General features: G+C 54.3%; 11 protein-coding genes. 4 read left to right on the forward strand and 7 right to left on the reverse strand.

The genetic code is table 11. From position 1 onward, the window contains the following. Positions 1-17: 17 nt before the first annotated feature. A complete protein-coding gene (locus ACKPCT_RS12575) occupies positions 18-860 on the forward strand; it encodes a PfkB family carbohydrate kinase (RefSeq protein WP_319569372.1) in 843 nt (280 codons plus the stop codon). Between the two features lie 121 nt (positions 861-981). Here the strand turns inward: ACKPCT_RS12575 and ACKPCT_RS12580 are convergent, their stop codons facing one another. Further along, positions 982-2,049, reverse strand: a complete 1,068-nt coding sequence (locus tag ACKPCT_RS12580; protein WP_319569373.1) for a LacI family DNA-binding transcriptional regulator — start codon at positions 2,047-2,049, stop codon at positions 982-984. Between the two features lie 221 nt (positions 2,050-2,270). Here ACKPCT_RS12580 and ACKPCT_RS12585 point away from each other — a divergent pair, with 221 nt between their 5' ends. After that, positions 2,271-3,059: an ABC transporter substrate-binding protein gene (locus tag ACKPCT_RS12585; protein WP_407062709.1), complete on the forward strand. Its 789-nt coding sequence runs from the start codon at positions 2,271-2,273 to the stop codon at positions 3,057-3,059. Between the two features lie 197 nt (positions 3,060-3,256). Beyond that, a complete protein-coding gene (locus ACKPCT_RS12590) occupies positions 3,257-4,768 on the forward strand; it encodes an amino acid ABC transporter permease/ATP-binding protein (RefSeq protein WP_090071162.1) in 1,512 nt (503 codons plus the stop codon). Positions 4,769-4,867: 99 nt separating this feature from the next. Here the strand turns inward: ACKPCT_RS12590 and ACKPCT_RS12595 are convergent, their stop codons facing one another. The 6 genes from ACKPCT_RS12595 to ACKPCT_RS12620 all read right to left on the reverse strand — a co-directional run bounded on the left by ACKPCT_RS12595 (position 4,868) and on the right by ACKPCT_RS12620 (position 13,999). Then, positions 4,868-6,553 carry a calcium-binding protein gene (locus ACKPCT_RS12595; protein ID WP_319569374.1) on the reverse strand — a complete coding sequence of 562 codons (1,686 nt, stop codon included), beginning with the start codon at positions 6,551-6,553 and terminating at the stop codon, positions 4,868-4,870. A gap of 605 nt (positions 6,554-7,158) precedes the next feature. After that, positions 7,159-9,531, reverse strand: a complete 2,373-nt coding sequence (locus tag ACKPCT_RS12600) for a glycoside hydrolase family 3 N-terminal domain-containing protein (protein WP_319567052.1) — start codon at positions 9,529-9,531, stop codon at positions 7,159-7,161. Between the two features lie 25 nt (positions 9,532-9,556). Continuing rightward, positions 9,557-10,717 (reverse strand): ABC transporter ATP-binding protein, encoded by a 1,161-nt coding sequence (locus ACKPCT_RS12605; protein ID WP_090071168.1) that lies wholly within the window; start codon positions 10,715-10,717, stop codon positions 9,557-9,559. Between the two features lie 125 nt (positions 10,718-10,842). Then, the gene (locus ACKPCT_RS12610; RefSeq protein ID WP_090071170.1) at positions 10,843-11,676 is read right to left on the reverse strand and encodes a carbohydrate ABC transporter permease; all 834 of its coding nucleotides are present in this window, start codon (positions 11,674-11,676) and stop codon (positions 10,843-10,845) included. Positions 11,677-11,679: 3 nt separating this feature from the next. Beyond that, the gene (locus tag ACKPCT_RS12615; RefSeq protein WP_210186700.1) at positions 11,680-12,606 is read right to left on the reverse strand and encodes a carbohydrate ABC transporter permease; all 927 of its coding nucleotides are present in this window, start codon (positions 12,604-12,606) and stop codon (positions 11,680-11,682) included. 100 nt (positions 12,607-12,706) lie between these two features. After that, positions 12,707-13,999, reverse strand: a complete 1,293-nt coding sequence (locus tag ACKPCT_RS12620) for an extracellular solute-binding protein (protein ID WP_319567053.1) — start codon at positions 13,997-13,999, stop codon at positions 12,707-12,709. Between the two features lie 356 nt (positions 14,000-14,355). On the opposite strand from ACKPCT_RS12620, the gene ACKPCT_RS12625 reads away from it, so the two are divergent. Then, positions 14,356-15,363, forward strand: coding sequence for a LacI family DNA-binding transcriptional regulator (locus tag ACKPCT_RS12625; protein WP_090071172.1), 1,008 nt, complete (start codon positions 14,356-14,358; stop codon positions 15,361-15,363). The last annotated feature ends 20 nt before the right edge of the window (positions 15,364-15,383 follow it).

Below are 15,383 nucleotides of genomic sequence, written 5' to 3' on the forward strand. Positions count from 1 at the left end.
AATTTGAAAGCCCCTCAATGACACTCTCAGAAAATAAAGCTTCCCTTCTGGGCATCGGCGACAACGTCGTCGACTTCTATAAAGACCGCAATGAATTCTTCCCCGGTGGGAATGCGCTTAATGTTGCTGTGCTGGCCAAACGGTTTGGCCTCCAGAAAGCTGGATATATCGGGCTTGTCGGCAATGATGTGGAAGGCGAGCATGTCGCCAAGAGCCTTGCCGCTGAAGACATTTGGATAGAACGCCTGCGTAAGGCGTGCGGCGAAAATGGCAAGGCGGTTGTTCATCTTGATGACAAGGGCGACCGGGTGTTTCTGGGCTCGAACAAGGGCGGCATCCAGCGTCGTCTAGCGCTGCGCATGGAAGAGGAAGACCTTGCGGCTGTCGAAGAGTATGGCTGTGTCCATACTTCGGTTTTCAGCTATCTGGAAAATGAACTGCCCAAGATCCGCGAAAGAGCGAACACCGTTTCCTTCGACTTTTCCTCTTTTCTCGATATCGATTATGTGAAGAGCGTTGTCCCATATATCACCATGGCCTTCTTTTCCGGCTCGGAGCTGGATGACAAGGGCATTGATGATCTTATCGACACCGTCTCAGGGCTGGGCGTCTCGACCGTGGGTGTGACACGTGGTTCGGATGGCGCCTTCTGGAGCGTAGATGGTAAACGCTATCGTCAGGGCATCAAGCCGGTTGAAGTCACCGATACCCTTGGCGCTGGCGATTCCTTTATCGCGGCCTATATAAGCGGCATTCTGATGGGGCATAGCGTTGAGCAATCTCTTGATGATGCAGCCAGTTTTGCAGCCGACACATGCACCCGCTTCGGAGCTTTCGGCTATCCCTACAAGGTTTCTTGAAAAAACACCCCGTCTCAAATGGCGGGGCAACGCATCGGTCCGGCATTTTCTCCCGAAAAGGCATGCTATCCCCTGCATGTGGTGTTAAAGCCGCACATGCCGGGCCGCCTCTCCCCTTCCATCAGGCCGGAGGCACAACCGACTGTCGGTTGATCACCTTCATTTTCATGACATGCCGCAAGGCAGGCTCAGTGCAGCCTTCTATCCGCTTGATCAACTGCTCTGCACTCCAGCGGCCCATTTGCGCAACGGGCTGATCCACCACCGTAATGGCAGGACGCGTGACCTCGGTCCAATCGGCATTGTGGAATGCGATCAGGGACAGCTGGCTCGGCATCTCGATATTGCGCTCCTGAGCCTGTTTGAAGATCTCTAGCGCAACATGACTATCGGAGGCCAGAATGGCCGTGGGCCGGTTGGACTGATCCAGCATTCTGCTGATTGACACCCCGAGCCCCGCCTTGGGATCGGAATTGAGCACAATCAGGCTATCTTCTCTGGCAATGCCGCCCTCATTGCAAGCGGTGAGGAAGCCCTCAATACGACGCCCGACCGATGAGGTGGGAATATGCAAGGCACCGTCTGCATCGCTGTCTTTTTCCTCTGTCGCAGTCACAAAGGCCAGACGGCAGTGCCCTGCATCCAGAAGCTGTTTGGTCACGGCAGCGGCAGCTTCCTGATCATCACTGACCACCGTATCCATATCCAGACTGGGAATCTCACGGTCGAAAAGCACGACCTTGCAATTCTCTGATTTGAGATTTTCCAGATGGCCGATTTCATAGCGGCTGGCGGGTGTAACGATCAAACCGTCGACCTGTTTTCCCACCAGAACATTCACAGCTTCACGTTCCACATCGAAATTTTCGTCGGAATTGGCCAGAATCACATTGAACCCATGGGCATTGGCCACATCGGTGATGCTGCGCACAGCAATACCAAAGAATGAGTTCTCAATATCCCCAACAACAACGCCGATTGTTTTCGACTTTCCGGTCGTCATCGATCTGGCCAACTCATTGGGCCGATATTTCAGAGCTTTAGCCGAAGCCTGCACGCGTTCGCGCACTTTTTCGCTCGTTACGCCATAGCCCCCGAGGACACGTGCCGCAGTTGACTTTGACACGTTCGCATGCCGGGCAACATCGGCCACGGTTACTGATGAAGAATGCAGATTCTTTTTTTCCATAATTTAAATGCCTACAGATGAGTTGACGTGCAGTCAAGATCATCATAGTCTTTGATTGAGACCGGTCTCACAAATAAGGATCGGCCTAATAAACGCCAAACTCGAAACAAAATTCGACTTTGCCGGAAAATTCGTTCGATTATTTGGACACCGGCGAAGATCCGATGGAGAACAGCATGAAGCTCACCACAACACTCGGCACCCTCACCCGCCGTTCCTGCATGGCGCTAATGTCAGGACTCTTTGTATCCTTTATTGCAGTCCCCGCCAATGCTGCAGATGACAATCCCTATGATCTGCTCGACCCGAATTCCATCATGGTTGGCACCATGTCCGACGCCAAGCCATATGCCTTTGTCACCGCAGAAGGTACCTTCTCCGGTTTTGACGTGGAATTTTTCCAGAATATCGCTGGCCGCCTTGGCATTGAAAAAGACAAGGTCACCTTTGTCGGTCAGGACTTCGCCGCCCTTATTCCGTCTGTTGCCAACGGCCGCTTCGATGTAGCTGTCGGCGCCATCGGCACCACCGCAAAACGCAAGGAAGTTGCCAACTTCACCGATGGCTATCTGGCAGGCTTCCTCTCGGTTCTGAGCGCAGATTCCTCGCTCACCACCATTGAGAGCCTCAAAGACAAGCGCCTTGGTATCGTACAGGGTACACTGCAGGACGACTATGCCCAAAAGCACTTCCCTGATGCGCAGCTGGTCCGTTTCCCGGACAACAACAGCGCCGTTGCTGCCATGAACAATGGCATGATTGATGCGCACTTCCTTGATTTCGAAGCAGCCAAACAGTTCGGCCAGAACTTCCCGGACCTGAAGGTTCAGCAGAATTTTGCTTCCTTCGATGCGCCTGCCGGGTTTGTTGTCCGCAAAGACAACCCGAAACTGCTTGAAGCACTGAACGAGAAAATCCACGAAGCCATGCAGGATGGCACCTGGAAAGAGCTGCACACCAAATGGTTCCCGGGCAGCCCAATGCCTGAACAGTATCTGCCAAAAGAGTAATGTTCGCACATTGAGCAAAACCAGCTTACCGCAAAGATCGGGGGCGGCGCAGCCCGCCCTCGAAACCGGCAGAAAACACCTCTCATATTCAAGACGTGGTCCAGCCTGGAATAGCCTCCTCTCCCTGATTTAGTGCGGCACCTTTTTCGTATTTTGGGGCTTTCTCGCCAACGGTAATTAACGGGACAACTTTATAAATGGAATGGTTAGAAACCTTACGGCGTAGTTTTCTGGATTTTGATGCTATGGCCTCCGTTCTGCCCAGCATGTTTTACATCGGGCTCAAGAACACACTTATCCTCGCTGCATTTTCAACCTTTTTCGGTGTCTTGATCGGCATCGTGCTGGCTGTCATGGGCATTTCCCGCTCGCCCTGGCTGAAACTGCCAGCGCGCATCTATACTGATATCTTCCGCGGTCTCCCCGCAACTGTCACCATCCTGCTGATCGGTCAGGGCTTTGCCCGTATCGGTCGCGAGCTTTTCGGCCCCTCCCCTTTCCCTCTGGGCATTGCCGCCCTCAGCCTGATTGCCGGCGCCTATATTGGCGAGATTTTCCGCTCCGGTATCCAGAGCGTTGACAAGGGACAGATGGAAGCCTGCCGCGCTCTTTCCATGAGCTATGGACAAGGCATGCGCCTGATCGTTGTGCCGCAGGGTATCCGACGCATTCTGCCTGCGCTGGTCAACCAGTTTATCGGCAACGTCAAGGATTCGAGCCTTGTCTATTTCCTTGGTCTGCTCACCTATCAGCGCGATCTGTTTCGCGTTGGGCAGGATCAGGCCGTGGTTACCGGCAACCTCTCGCCTCTGTTGCTGGCCGGTATCTTCTATCTGATCATCACGGTTCCCCTGACCCATCTGGTCAACTATATCGATGACCGCTTGCGCACGGGACGCATCGTCAAACAGGCCCCGGTTTCCGGGCTTGAAGAGGTCACCGAGCAGGCCGCCGTCAAGAATGCAGACGCGCGACCGACCTTCAAAGGCGGCAGCCTGAAGATCGACCACCTGACGATGGCTTATGGTGAGGTTGAAGTATTGAAGGATGTGACGCTGGAAGTACCCGCCGGGTCGGTTACTTGCGTGATCGGACCATCGGGCTCGGGTAAGTCCACCCTCTTGCGCGGCCTCAACCGATTGGTTGAGCCAAAGGCGGGAGCGGTCACACTGGATGGCAGCGACGTGCTGACCATGCAACCGGAAACCCTCAGACGCCGCATTGGCATGGTGTTCCAGCAGTTCAACCTGTTCCCGGACCATACTGCCTTGCAGAATGTCAGCCTTGCTCTTAACAAGGTCAAGAAAATGTCGACGGCCGAAGCCCGCAAACTGGCTGAGGAACGTCTCACAGACGTAGGCCTTGCTTCGCGCATGAACCACCGTCCGGCCAACTTGTCTGGTGGGCAGCAGCAGCGTGTGGCCATTGCCCGTACATTGGCCATGGAACCGGAAGTCATCCTGTTTGACGAAGTCACCAGCGCGCTCGACCCCGAGTTGGTCAAGGGTGTTCTTGAACTGATGACTGATCTCGGCAAGCGTGGCATGACCATGGTTGTGGTCACCCACGAAATGGGCTTTGCCCGCAAGGTTGCAGATCAGGTGGTCTTCATGGATGAAGGCCGCATCATCGAGGCCGGTGCCCCGCAGCAGATCTTCGACAATCCGAAGAACGAACGCCTCAAGCACTTCCTGCAAGAGGTGCTGTAAGCAGCGATCCTTTGCACAAGTATCAAACTGAAAAGGCAGGATATCGGAAAGATATCCTGCCTTTTTCAATCTCGATTGGCACATATAGCCGAACGCGCTCTAAAGCACGAAATCGCCTTCTACCAGCGTGGAGGTATTGACCATCTGGATCTCGAAATCAGCCACGGCATCGCCATTCACATCGGCAAAGACCAGCAGATCCGATCCGTCATTTTCCAGCCAAATCGAATGAGCCGCAGCGGTCGTGCCGGAAAAGGCGAAGGCCTGATCACCAGTGGCAGCGCTGTTGGCGTCAATTCCGGAGAGATCAAGCACATCTTCGCCGCTATCAAACTGGGCAATCTTGTCATGAGCCGCGCCAACCTTACTGTCGTTGACTGTGTTGAAAAGGAAGCGATCAACGGCATTGTCAATGCCTGCAAACATGGTGTCGGCTCCGAGACCTCCCGTGAAGCTGTCCGCTCCAGCGCCACCAAAAAGCTTGTCCCAGCCGAGGGCGCCAATGAGAATGTCGTTACCGCCATGACCATTGAGGATATCGTTGCCACCCCCGCCATTCAGCGTATCGTTGCCGAGGCCGCCATTGAGATTGTCTGCGCCTTGATGGCCGTTCAGCTTGTCGTTGCCATTGGACGCATAGAGCTTGTCATTGCCCTTGCCACCGTTAAGGACATCGTCTCCGAACCCGCCGTTGAGAATGTCATTACCGTTGCCACCATTCAGCGTGTCGTTGCCGCCGCGTCCTGTCAGCGTATCATTGCCGAACAGACCGCTCAGCACATTGTCTTTCATGTTGCCGGTGATGGCATTGCCCAAGCCGTTGCCCGTGCCGTCAATAGCCTGATTGCCCAAAAGCGTCAGGGCTTCGATATTCTGGCTGTGGGCTTTCAAGGAAAAGCTGACCGTGCTTTTGACCAGATCAATACCCTGGCCTGCCGCCTCACTGACCTTGTCTCCCACATTGTCAACGATATAGGTGTCGTTGCCCCGGTTGCCCGCCATGGTATCGGCACCAATGCCGCCATTGAGCAGGTCATTGCCAAGACCTCCAATCAGTGTGTCACCATGTTGGTTGCCGAACAGACGATCATTCCCCGCGCCACCATTCAGCACATCCGCGCCAAGACCGCCAAAGAGTTTGTCATCTCCAGCCTGACCCAAGAGGCGATCGAGCCCGACGCCACCGTAAAGGAAATCACCATTATTGCCAGCTTTGATGGTATCGTTTCCAAGGCCACCATAGAGCGTATCAACGCCATTGTAGGTCGTGATGATATCATTGCCGGCATAGCTGTAAAACGTCGTGCCCCAATCCCGGCTCACGCTTTCCTGATCCGAGACCGGTTGCTGCAATTCACCAATGTCGATAATATCATGGCCAGACAAAACTGATTTGACGTAAGCGTCGTCATCTTTTGTCGATGCGGTTTGCGCTATTGCATAAACATCCGAATACCGAACGGAGATACCGGATATCTTCAGCAATGTCTCGGTTGTCGCCTCCCCGAACTCTCTAACTCTGAAGTCTAAAAACTGCAGGGTACCATCTTCCAGAACGTTCCCCTGATAGACAAGATCTCTTCCCCCGATCGCGAGATATGCCGAATAGAGTTGTTCCCCGAGATAAGCTGAAGACGATACGGTTGCAAAATACTGATAGTAGGCTCCCTCAAAATAGTAATTGTTATAGACTTGAGGTGTGCTCGTATTGGCATCTGAAAAATTGTCACCCAACAATGTGTCAAGAGCGGCGAGACTTCCATACCCCATATATAGATAAACCATTCATTTCTCTCCAGTTTTTAAATTCTATCAATATCGCAGGGCAAATACAGCCATTTTAGATAGGGCTGTTCGCTCAATTATTTCCATTTGTTTCATATTTTATAAGTGGAATCCAGTCGCTCAGATATCGATAGGACACGCCTCTCGAAATAAGGCACGCTATGGTTTACTTTGAACACAAATATCCCGCTTAAATTGAGTTTTATAAGTGCCAACTTTGGCATTTGAATGGCGACCAGAAAGAGTATTTATGTAGATTTTGTTCAACAATGTTCAAATATTGATACTTTTACTTAGGTCATCCGTTCGAATTGTACAACTTTGGATTAAAGTGTATATAAGTGGTATTTTATAACCTATTTTTGTGTTGAGGCTGTGATTTCCCTGTTTGTCATCAGCACGGATGAACGGGAAGTCCAATTTACAAGGGCTCCTCTGGCAACAGAGGAGCTTTTTTTTTATGAAACCGCACCCGTTTGTGACGGCGCGAAAGGCCAAGCCCCTTCAGAATCAGAAAACCCTCACAGCCTTAAGACCATGAGGGGTTTATTTGTAAGATTAGGCAAGGTGCGGGGAATACCCGCCTGCATATGGTTCGTGAAGCCTTAGCTGATCTCGGCTTTGCTGACCATGCGCCAATCACGCGCAAGGGTATGGAGCGACCCTGTGAGAGCTACCTTTGTCTTGAGGCGAATATCACCGCTGGAGGCTCCCACCATCAGTTCAAACTGTCCCGGCTCTACGAGCCTATGCCCTTGCGGGCCGGTAAAGCAGAGCATGTCGGTTGGCACCACAAAGGTTACTTTACCCGTCTGACCGGCTTCCAGCGCGATGCGCGTGAAAGCCTTCAGTTCCTTGACGGGGCGAACGACACTGGCCAGCTCATCTCGCACATAAAGCTGAGGCACCGCAACGCCAGCCCGTTGCCCCGTATTGGTGATGGTGAAACTCAGGCGGATTTCACCGCTTTCGCAATCCACCTGATCCTCGGCAAGAGACAGGTTCGTGAATGCGAAATCGGTATAGCTCAAGCCGTGCCCGAAGGGGTAAGCCGAGCCGAAGTGGCGGGCGATCGGCGTGCCCGAACTTTTGAAATTGTGATTATAGAAGTAAGGCGCGGCCCCTGCACTCTTTGGAATGGACAGGGTCAGACGTCCAGATGGCTCCACCGCCCCGGTGAGGACATTGGCAAGAGCCGTGCCTCCCTGTTGTCCGGAGAAGAAGGTCATGACCTGCGCTGCAAGTTTGTCTTCAAGACCACCCAGATTGTAAGGGCGACCGGAGGACAGAACCACAATGACCGGCTTGCCTGTGGCAACCACCGCATCCAGCAGCTCTTGCTGCACGGCGGGCAGCCTAAGGGTGTCGACATCGGAGCCTTCGCCCACGGTGCCGGTCTGGAAGATACCGGACAGGTCGCCCACGCAGACGATGGCCACATCAGCCTCCTCAGCGGCGGCTACCGCATCGGGGATCATGTCCAGCCGCGTTGACAGGCTTGAGGCCTGTTCCAGACTGGTGCTGTCGTCCACATCGCCGGGGAAGACCGGCGCTCCGGCCTTGCGTTCATCAAGGATGTTGCAGCCGCGCGCATAGGTGATTTCCACCTTGTCACCGATGAGCTCCTTAAGCCCGGCAAGCGGGGTGATTACATTGCCGATTTCCTCTTCCTCGTCATTATGAATGAGGTGAACCGGGAAGCTATAATCCCCCAGCAATGCCAATGGATCGTCCGCCGTCGGGCCGATGACGGTAATTTTCTTCTGACCGCTGAGCGGCAGGATGCCATCATTGGACACAATGACGACCGACTGTTCGGCCACTTCACGAGCCACATCCACGGCCTTTTCGCTTTGCAGCGTAACCGCGCTGTCATCTGCGTAAGGTTTCTCGAACAAGCCGATGCGGAACTTCTCAACGAGAACCCGTTTCACTATTTCGTTGATGGTCTCCTCGGTGAGGAGACCGCGTTTGACGGCATCTTCCAGATCTTTGGCGCAGTCATCCCCCGGCAGTTCGATGTCCAAACCGGCATTGAAGGACAAGGCAGCTGCTTCTGCTTCATCGCTTGCGACGCCATGATGCTGATACAGCAGAGAAACGCCCACATAGTCGGCCACGATCAGGCCATCAAAGCCCCAATCCTCGCGCAGCACCTTGGTCAGCAAATGACGGGAGGCATGCACCGGCTCATTGTCGATGTCATGATAGGCGGGCATAACCGAGCCTGCATTGGCCAGTTTCACAGCCATTTCAAATGGCAGCAGGAACATGTCGTTGAGTTCGCGCCAGCCCATATGCACCGGAGCATGGTTGCGTCCGCCCTCGCTGGCCGAATGGCCTGCATAATGCTTCAGAGTGGCCAGCAGATCGCGCTTTTCACCCTGCAGGCCCTTCACATAATGGGTCGCCATGAGACCGCAGAGATAAGGGTCTTCGCCGAAGGTTTCTTCCGTGCGACCCCAGCGGGCATCGCGGGCCACATCCAGCACCGGAGCCAAGCCCTGATGGCAGCCCACGGCCCGAGCTTCCTCGCCGATCATCTTGCCAACTTCTTCGATGAGTTCCGGGTTCCATGTTGCGCCATAGCCCAGCGCCGAGGGGAACAGGGTCGCGCCCTTGATCATCAGCCCCGAGAGGCATTCTTCATGCGACATCACCGGAATGCCGAGGCGGGTTTCCTCTAGCATGAATTTTTGCAAGGCGTTCAGCGCCCGAACGCCTTCTGCCGGGTCTATGCTGCGAGTTCCAAGTGGCCGAGTGATTTGCCCCAGTCCTCGCCCCAGCATCTGGCGCAAGGTGTCGGCATCGCTTTCGCCGGTGAACTGGTCACTACGCACATTATGTTCGCCATTCTCATTGAGAAACAGCCAAACGGCGTGCATCTGCCCGATTTTCTCATCCAGCGTCATACGGGATAGCAGATCATCCGCACGCGCTTCTGGGCTTTGGGTTGCGTCTTTGAATATGTCAGTCATTATGGTAAGTCCTTGAAAGCACGCATCACAGCGAAAGAGCGTCGAAGCTGAGAGATTTGGGGGCGGGGTTGAGATGGGTCAGTGCTTCGCCTTCCCCGTCGAACAGATGGCAAAGCTCTGGACGCACATGGAAGCGAATGGCGCCGCGCACATTCACCACGGCTTCGTCGGAGACCTTGGCAATCATCGGCTGCTCGGCATTGCTCGAGAGATAAAGGAAGCTATATTCACCAAAATTCTCGACCGCGTTGAGGGGTCGGGAAAAGACCTGCTCGCTCACGTCCTCACCAACGGGCAGCATATGCTCGGGGCGGATGCCAAGCGTCAGGGATGTACCCGCAGCCAGATGGCTGGCGGAAACAGGCACAAACAGCTCTTCGCCACTTTCCAGCTTGACCGTTGCCCCTTCACTGGACGCGCCTGTAAGAGTAACGGGTAGAAAATTCATGGAAGGGGAGCCGAGAAACCCTGCCACAAAGAGATTTTGCGGCCGGTGATACAGTTCGAGCGGCGAACCGATCTGGGCAATGGAGCCCTTCTTGATCACATCGTCCCCGGCCCGCAGCAACACGATCTTGTCGGCCAACGCCATCGCTTCGGTCTGGTCGTGGGTCACATAGATCATGCTCGCTTCGGGGAATTTGCGATGCAGATTGGCAATCTCGGTGCGCATATGCACTCGCAGGGCGGCATCGAGGTTGGATAGAGGCTCATCGAACAGGAATACCGCAGGCTGACGCACGATGGCCCGACCAATGGCCACGCGCTGGCGCTGACCCCCGGACAGTTCCTTGGGCTTGCGCTCAAGCAGATTTTCAATTTGCAGGATGTGAGCTGCCTCATTGACCCGATTGGTGATTTCATCCTTTGGCGTCTTGGCCTGCTTGAGGCCGAAAGCCATATTCTCGAACACGCTCATATGGGGGTAGAGCGCATAATTCTGGAACACCATCGCCACACGGCGTTCCGCAGGCAAGGCCTCGTTCATGCGCTGGCCACCGATCTTCAGCTCGCCATCGGAGAGCGTCTCAATGCCGGCGATCATGCGCAAAAGGGTGGATTTGCCACAGCCGGAAGGGCCAAGGAAGACGCAGAATTTGCCATCCTCGATGTCCAGATTGATGTCATTCAGCACGGTCACCCGGCCAAATCGTTTGGCTGCATTGTCTAGGGAAATGCTTGTCATGACTGATGGATCCTCTTTGCAGAGATGTCTTTGGTACGCCGCGGCGCCTGCCCATCAAGGGGATGCGTCAAGCGGCGAGGGAAAAAGGCTTGGTTCAATTGGTTGGGTCGATGCTCTGCCATGGCCTATCCCTTCAAAGATCCGGCCATCATGCCGTTGACGATCTTTTCCTGACCGATGGCATAGACGATGATCAATGGCAGGGTGCTGAGGGTGACCACGGCAAGGATCGCCGGGATATCGGCGGCATATTGCCCCTGAAAATCCCAAACGGCGAGCGGCAGGGTGCGTGTGCCGGGCGAGCTGGTCAGCACATAGGCAAAGACAAACTCGTTCCACAGCATGATGCCGTTATAAATGGCCACAGTGGAGATGCCCGGCCCCGACAGCGGGAAGAAGATCTTGAAGAAAATCTTGAACGGGCCACAGCCATCCAGAAAGGCGGCTTCCTCGAGCTCTTTGGGCACCTGCCGCATGAACTCGGTGAGAATGAACACCGAAATCGGCAGACTGCAGGCCACATAGGGACCGATGAGCGCAAACATAGTGTCATACAGGCCCATATTCTTGATCATCAGATAAATGGGCACGAGTGTGACATGCAGCGGCACGATCATGCCTGCCACGATGAGGCCAAACAGCAGATTGTTGAAGCGGAATTTGAGCCGCGCCAGCGCATAGGCCGCCATGGAGCTGACAAGCACGATGAGAATGACAGAGACGGAGATTACAAAGATCGAGTTGCGCAGATAGGTCAAGAAGGATCCATTGAGCAACTGGATGTAATTGTCAAAATTCCAATGCTCGGGCGGCATCCAGACCGCATTGGTGTAGGTCTCCTGCAAGCTCTTGAAGCTGGTGAAAGCCACGAAGATGAAGGGCAGCGTGGTGACCAGAAGCCAGAACAGGCCGAGCACGGGAAAGGCGATTTTCGAGAATTTGAACGGTTTCTTTTGCATCGCTCAGACCTCCGTTTCAAAGCGTTTGGATAGACGCATGGAGATAGCGGCAATCACGGTGATGATGATGAACATCGCCGAGGCAATGGTGCTGCCATAGCCCATCTCAAAGGAGTTGAAGACGGTGTGGTACATGTAGGTCGCCATCATTTCCGAAGAATGTTCAGGCCCGCCGTCCGTCATCACATAGACAAGGTCGAAATAGCGCATGGACCCGATGACCGCGAGCAGCACCGCCGTACGGAACGTGCCTTGCAGATGGGGCAGCTTCAATCGCCAGAAGATGGTTGACTGGCTGGCGCCATCCAGATTGGCCGCTTCCACAATCTCCCGGGGGAAGGAGGAAAGGGCAGCGAGGAATAGCACCATGTAGAATGGCACATTCTGCCAGCAGACAACGGCAATGACCGAGCCCAACGCCAGATCCGGATCGCCCAGCCAGTCTTGTGTCCAGTCATATAGACCCAGTTCTGCAAGAATGGCGTTGATGGGCCCAAAGTTGGGGTCAAAGATGTTCTTGAACAGCACTCCCAGCGCCACGCTCGACATGAGCAGCGGGATGAAATAGAGGATCTTGAGTATCCGCGATCCCTTGGCCGCTTCATCCAGCACCACAGCCAGCACCACCGCGATGGGCAGCTGGATCAGCACGGAGAAGACCGCCAGATAGATGTTGTTCAGCGCCGATTGCCAGAATATGGCGTCGGAGAGCAGCCGCTCCCAATTGTCCAGTCCGTTGAAGCGGGCACCATTGCCCAGCCCGTTCCAATCCAGGAACGACAGCTGGAAACTGTAGATCAACGGATAGAGGAGGAAGACCGACAACAGGATGATTGCCGGAGCGAGGAAGACAAACGGGGCCAGCTTTTGCGCTCGCCGGTAGGATTGTCTTGAACGAAGTGTCATGGATTGTTGAGATCCACCAGACATGAGGAGTATCCCTTCATTTGGCCGCAGCCGACCGTTGCCCCTGGAAGGCAGCGGCCGGAAAGATCGATCACAATGTCGACGGATTGTCTCTCAAGAGAGATTATTTGCCAGCGAGTTCCTTGGCAGCGGCTTCCATCTTGGCGGCCGCTTCTTCCGGAGTGATGGAGAGCCCCAGCAGTTGCTGTGTGGTATCCTTGTGGATTTCAGCCAGCGATGGTGCCAGTTCCTGATCATACCAGAGCTGGATGCTCGGAGCCTTGGCAACGGCATCCATAACCTCGGCGAGGTAGGGATCTTCGACCTCGGCGTCCTTGATGGGCAAGATCTTGTTGTCTTCCATCTTCAGTTTGGCAGCCGTATCATCGGTCGAATACATCAGCAGTTCAAAGGCTTTATCCTGATAGGGGCAAGCGGAGTTGATGGAGATATAATTGTCTCCCATGGTGCCTATGGCATTGTTCGGATCGCCTTTGCCCCCTTCCACTGCCGGGAAGGTGAAGAAACCGACATTCTTGGCAAAGTCGGGATTTTCATTCTCGATAGAGCCGAATTCCCAGCTGCCCATCAGTTCCATGGCTGCACGGCCGGAATAAAGCAGACGACGCGAGCCGCCAATGTCATAATCGAGCCCGTTATAGCCACGGGCAAAGCCGCCAGCCTTGACCAGATCCTGAAGCAACTTGCCGGCCTTGATGAAGGTCGGATCTTCAAAGGAGCCACCCGGCTCCCGGTCTGCTGCTTTCTGGAACACGTCCGGACCACCGATGCGATCGGCCAGATAGACGAAGAACATGGAGCCGGGCCACTTGGCCTTGTTGGCCAACGCAAACGGCGCGATCTTGTGCTCGTTAAGGGTTTCGACCACATCCATCAGCTCCGCCCAGGTCTTTGGCGGCTTGATGTCGAATTTCTCGAAGATGGCCTTGTTGTAGATGATCACTGCTACAGAGGTGCCCATCACGGGCAAGCCATAGACATCGCCATCATATTTGGCTGGCGAGAAACTGGCTGGCAGGAACCGGTCGGCGAATTCCTTGTTCTTTTGCAGATAGGGCGTCAGATCGGTTACGTTGCCTGCCTTGATATATTCACGCAGAGGACCTCCACCCCAGCTGGTGAAGACACAAGGGGCTTCGTTTGCACCGAACGCAATTTTCAATTTGGTTTTATAGGCATCGTTTGCGATGTGCACATCTTCGATGTTGAAGCCGGGATTGGCAGCTTCGAAACGGTCTGCTGCGTCGCGGATCGTGGCAACCGTACGTTCCTGTGTTTGCAAATCCCATGATGTGATGATTTTTGTGTCGTCAGCCGATGCGCTCATTGGCAGAAGGCCTGCCATGGCAACACCGCACAGAAGACCGGCGATGCGCCCTGAAAGTTTTAGCTGCATCCTTTCCTCCCATATTTCAAGAGTTGATCAGACCCGAGGCTTGATCCTTCAATCTTACAGATGTTACGTTACCGGTAACGTTATTGCGTGTCAATAAACTTGAAAAGAGTGCAAAAGCCTGTATGAAGGTCAAACCCTGCGACAAAAAGGCTGTTTTCTGCCGTTGTAGCCTGAAAATAGAGACTACAACCACAAAAAACTATACAAAAGTCGAAGAGTGATCTGTCTGCAGGCTTCTGAGAAGCAAGCGGTGTAAGTATAAAGTCGCCTATCGGAGAAGGCTGTTGCGTTACACGATAGCGTTGTCTCTTGATCAATTTGCCAATTCGGGCTGAACTAGACGGTTACAAGTGAAGATGCCAAAACCCACCCTCGCCGATGTTGCAAAAGTTGCAGGCGTTTCACGCATGACGGCGTCCCGTGCGCTCAATGACAAGCCGGGTGTTTCTGACAAGACGCGCGAAGATATCCAGCGCATTGCCAGTGAAATGGGCTATGTGGCCAACCCTCTGGCGCAGAAGCTTTCCAACGGTCGCACACATATCATCGGCGTCGTGGCACAGCTGCACACCTCTTTCACCGGCGAGATGGTTATGGGTATAGGCACCACCATTCGCGGGGCGGGCTATGAGATGCTTGTCTATTCCCTGCCGGACAATGACACCCAGCCGCCTTCCAGCGTGGTCAACCTGTTGCAACAGGTCGCAGACGGCATCATTGTTCTGTTGCCCTATGAAGCCGATTATCTGGAAAAGCTGCGCGAAGCCTCCTTACCGGTGGTTACGGTGGAAACCGTTTTTGACGAACCCACCTTCCCTGCCGTGATTACCGATGGCTATCAGGGTGGCCGGCAGGCGATGACCCATTTGATCGAGTTGGGTCACAAGCGCATCGGCTTTATCACCGGCAATCTCAAACTGCTTTCAGCACGCAGTCGATTAAAAGCCTATCAGGATATGGTCGCCCAGTATAATCTGGATACCGACCCCTCCCTGATCTGTGAGGGGGACTATATGCAGCTGGGGGGCTATGACGCAGCCAAACAGCTGCTGGCGCTCAAAGAGCGGCCTACTGCGATTTTCGCGTCCAACGACGTCAGCGCCCTAGGAGCCATGTCTGCCATTCGCGAAGCCGGTCTCTCAGTGCCTGAGGACATTTCCCTTGTCGGCTTTGACGATATTACCCTTTCCGAACAGATGCATCCGGCCCTGACAACCGTGCACCAGCCACTGCAACAAATGGGTCGTTCGGCGGTCAACATGCTGATGGCCATGATCGCCGGTCTGGATGTCCCGTTCAACCAGATCACGCTGCCAACGGAACTGGTGGTGCGAGACTCCACCAAGAGCCCGAAAAGCGAATAGACGCGTGCGCTACCATGCCC

The sequence above is a fragment of the Cohaesibacter marisflavi genome (genome assembly GCF_963665895.2).
Classification (GTDB): domain Bacteria; phylum Pseudomonadota; class Alphaproteobacteria; order Rhizobiales; family Cohaesibacteraceae; genus Cohaesibacter; species Cohaesibacter marisflavi.

Bases quoted from the DNA above. Each gene is read 5' to 3' on its own strand.
- ACKPCT_RS12580 (WP_319569373.1), bottom strand. From the start codon at position 2,049: ATGGAAAAAAAGAATCTGCATTCTTCATCAGTAACCGTGGCCGATGTT.
- ACKPCT_RS12585 (WP_407062709.1), top strand. From the start codon at position 2,271: ATGGCGCTAATGTCAGGACTCTTTGTATCCTTTATTGCAGTCCCCGCC.
- ACKPCT_RS12600 (WP_319567052.1), bottom strand. From the start codon at position 9,531: ATGACTGACATATTCAAAGACGCAACCCAAAGCCCAGAAGCGCGTGCG.
- ACKPCT_RS12610 (WP_090071170.1), bottom strand. From the start codon at position 11,676: ATGCAAAAGAAACCGTTCAAATTCTCGAAAATCGCCTTTCCCGTGCTC.
- ACKPCT_RS12620 (WP_319567053.1), bottom strand. From the start codon at position 13,999: ATGCAGCTAAAACTTTCAGGGCGCATCGCCGGTCTTCTGTGCGGTGTT.
- ACKPCT_RS12590 (WP_090071162.1), top strand. From the start codon at position 3,257: ATGGAATGGTTAGAAACCTTACGGCGTAGTTTTCTGGATTTTGATGCT.
- ACKPCT_RS12595 (WP_319569374.1), bottom strand. From the start codon at position 6,553: ATGGTTTATCTATATATGGGGTATGGAAGTCTCGCCGCTCTTGACACA.
- ACKPCT_RS12605 (WP_090071168.1), bottom strand. From the start codon at position 10,717: ATGACAAGCATTTCCCTAGACAATGCAGCCAAACGATTTGGCCGGGTG.
- ACKPCT_RS12575 (WP_319569372.1), top strand. From the start codon at position 18: ATGACACTCTCAGAAAATAAAGCTTCCCTTCTGGGCATCGGCGACAAC.
- ACKPCT_RS12615 (WP_210186700.1), bottom strand. From the start codon at position 12,606: ATGTCTGGTGGATCTCAACAATCCATGACACTTCGTTCAAGACAATCC.
- ACKPCT_RS12625 (WP_090071172.1), top strand. From the start codon at position 14,356: ATGCCAAAACCCACCCTCGCCGATGTTGCAAAAGTTGCAGGCGTTTCA.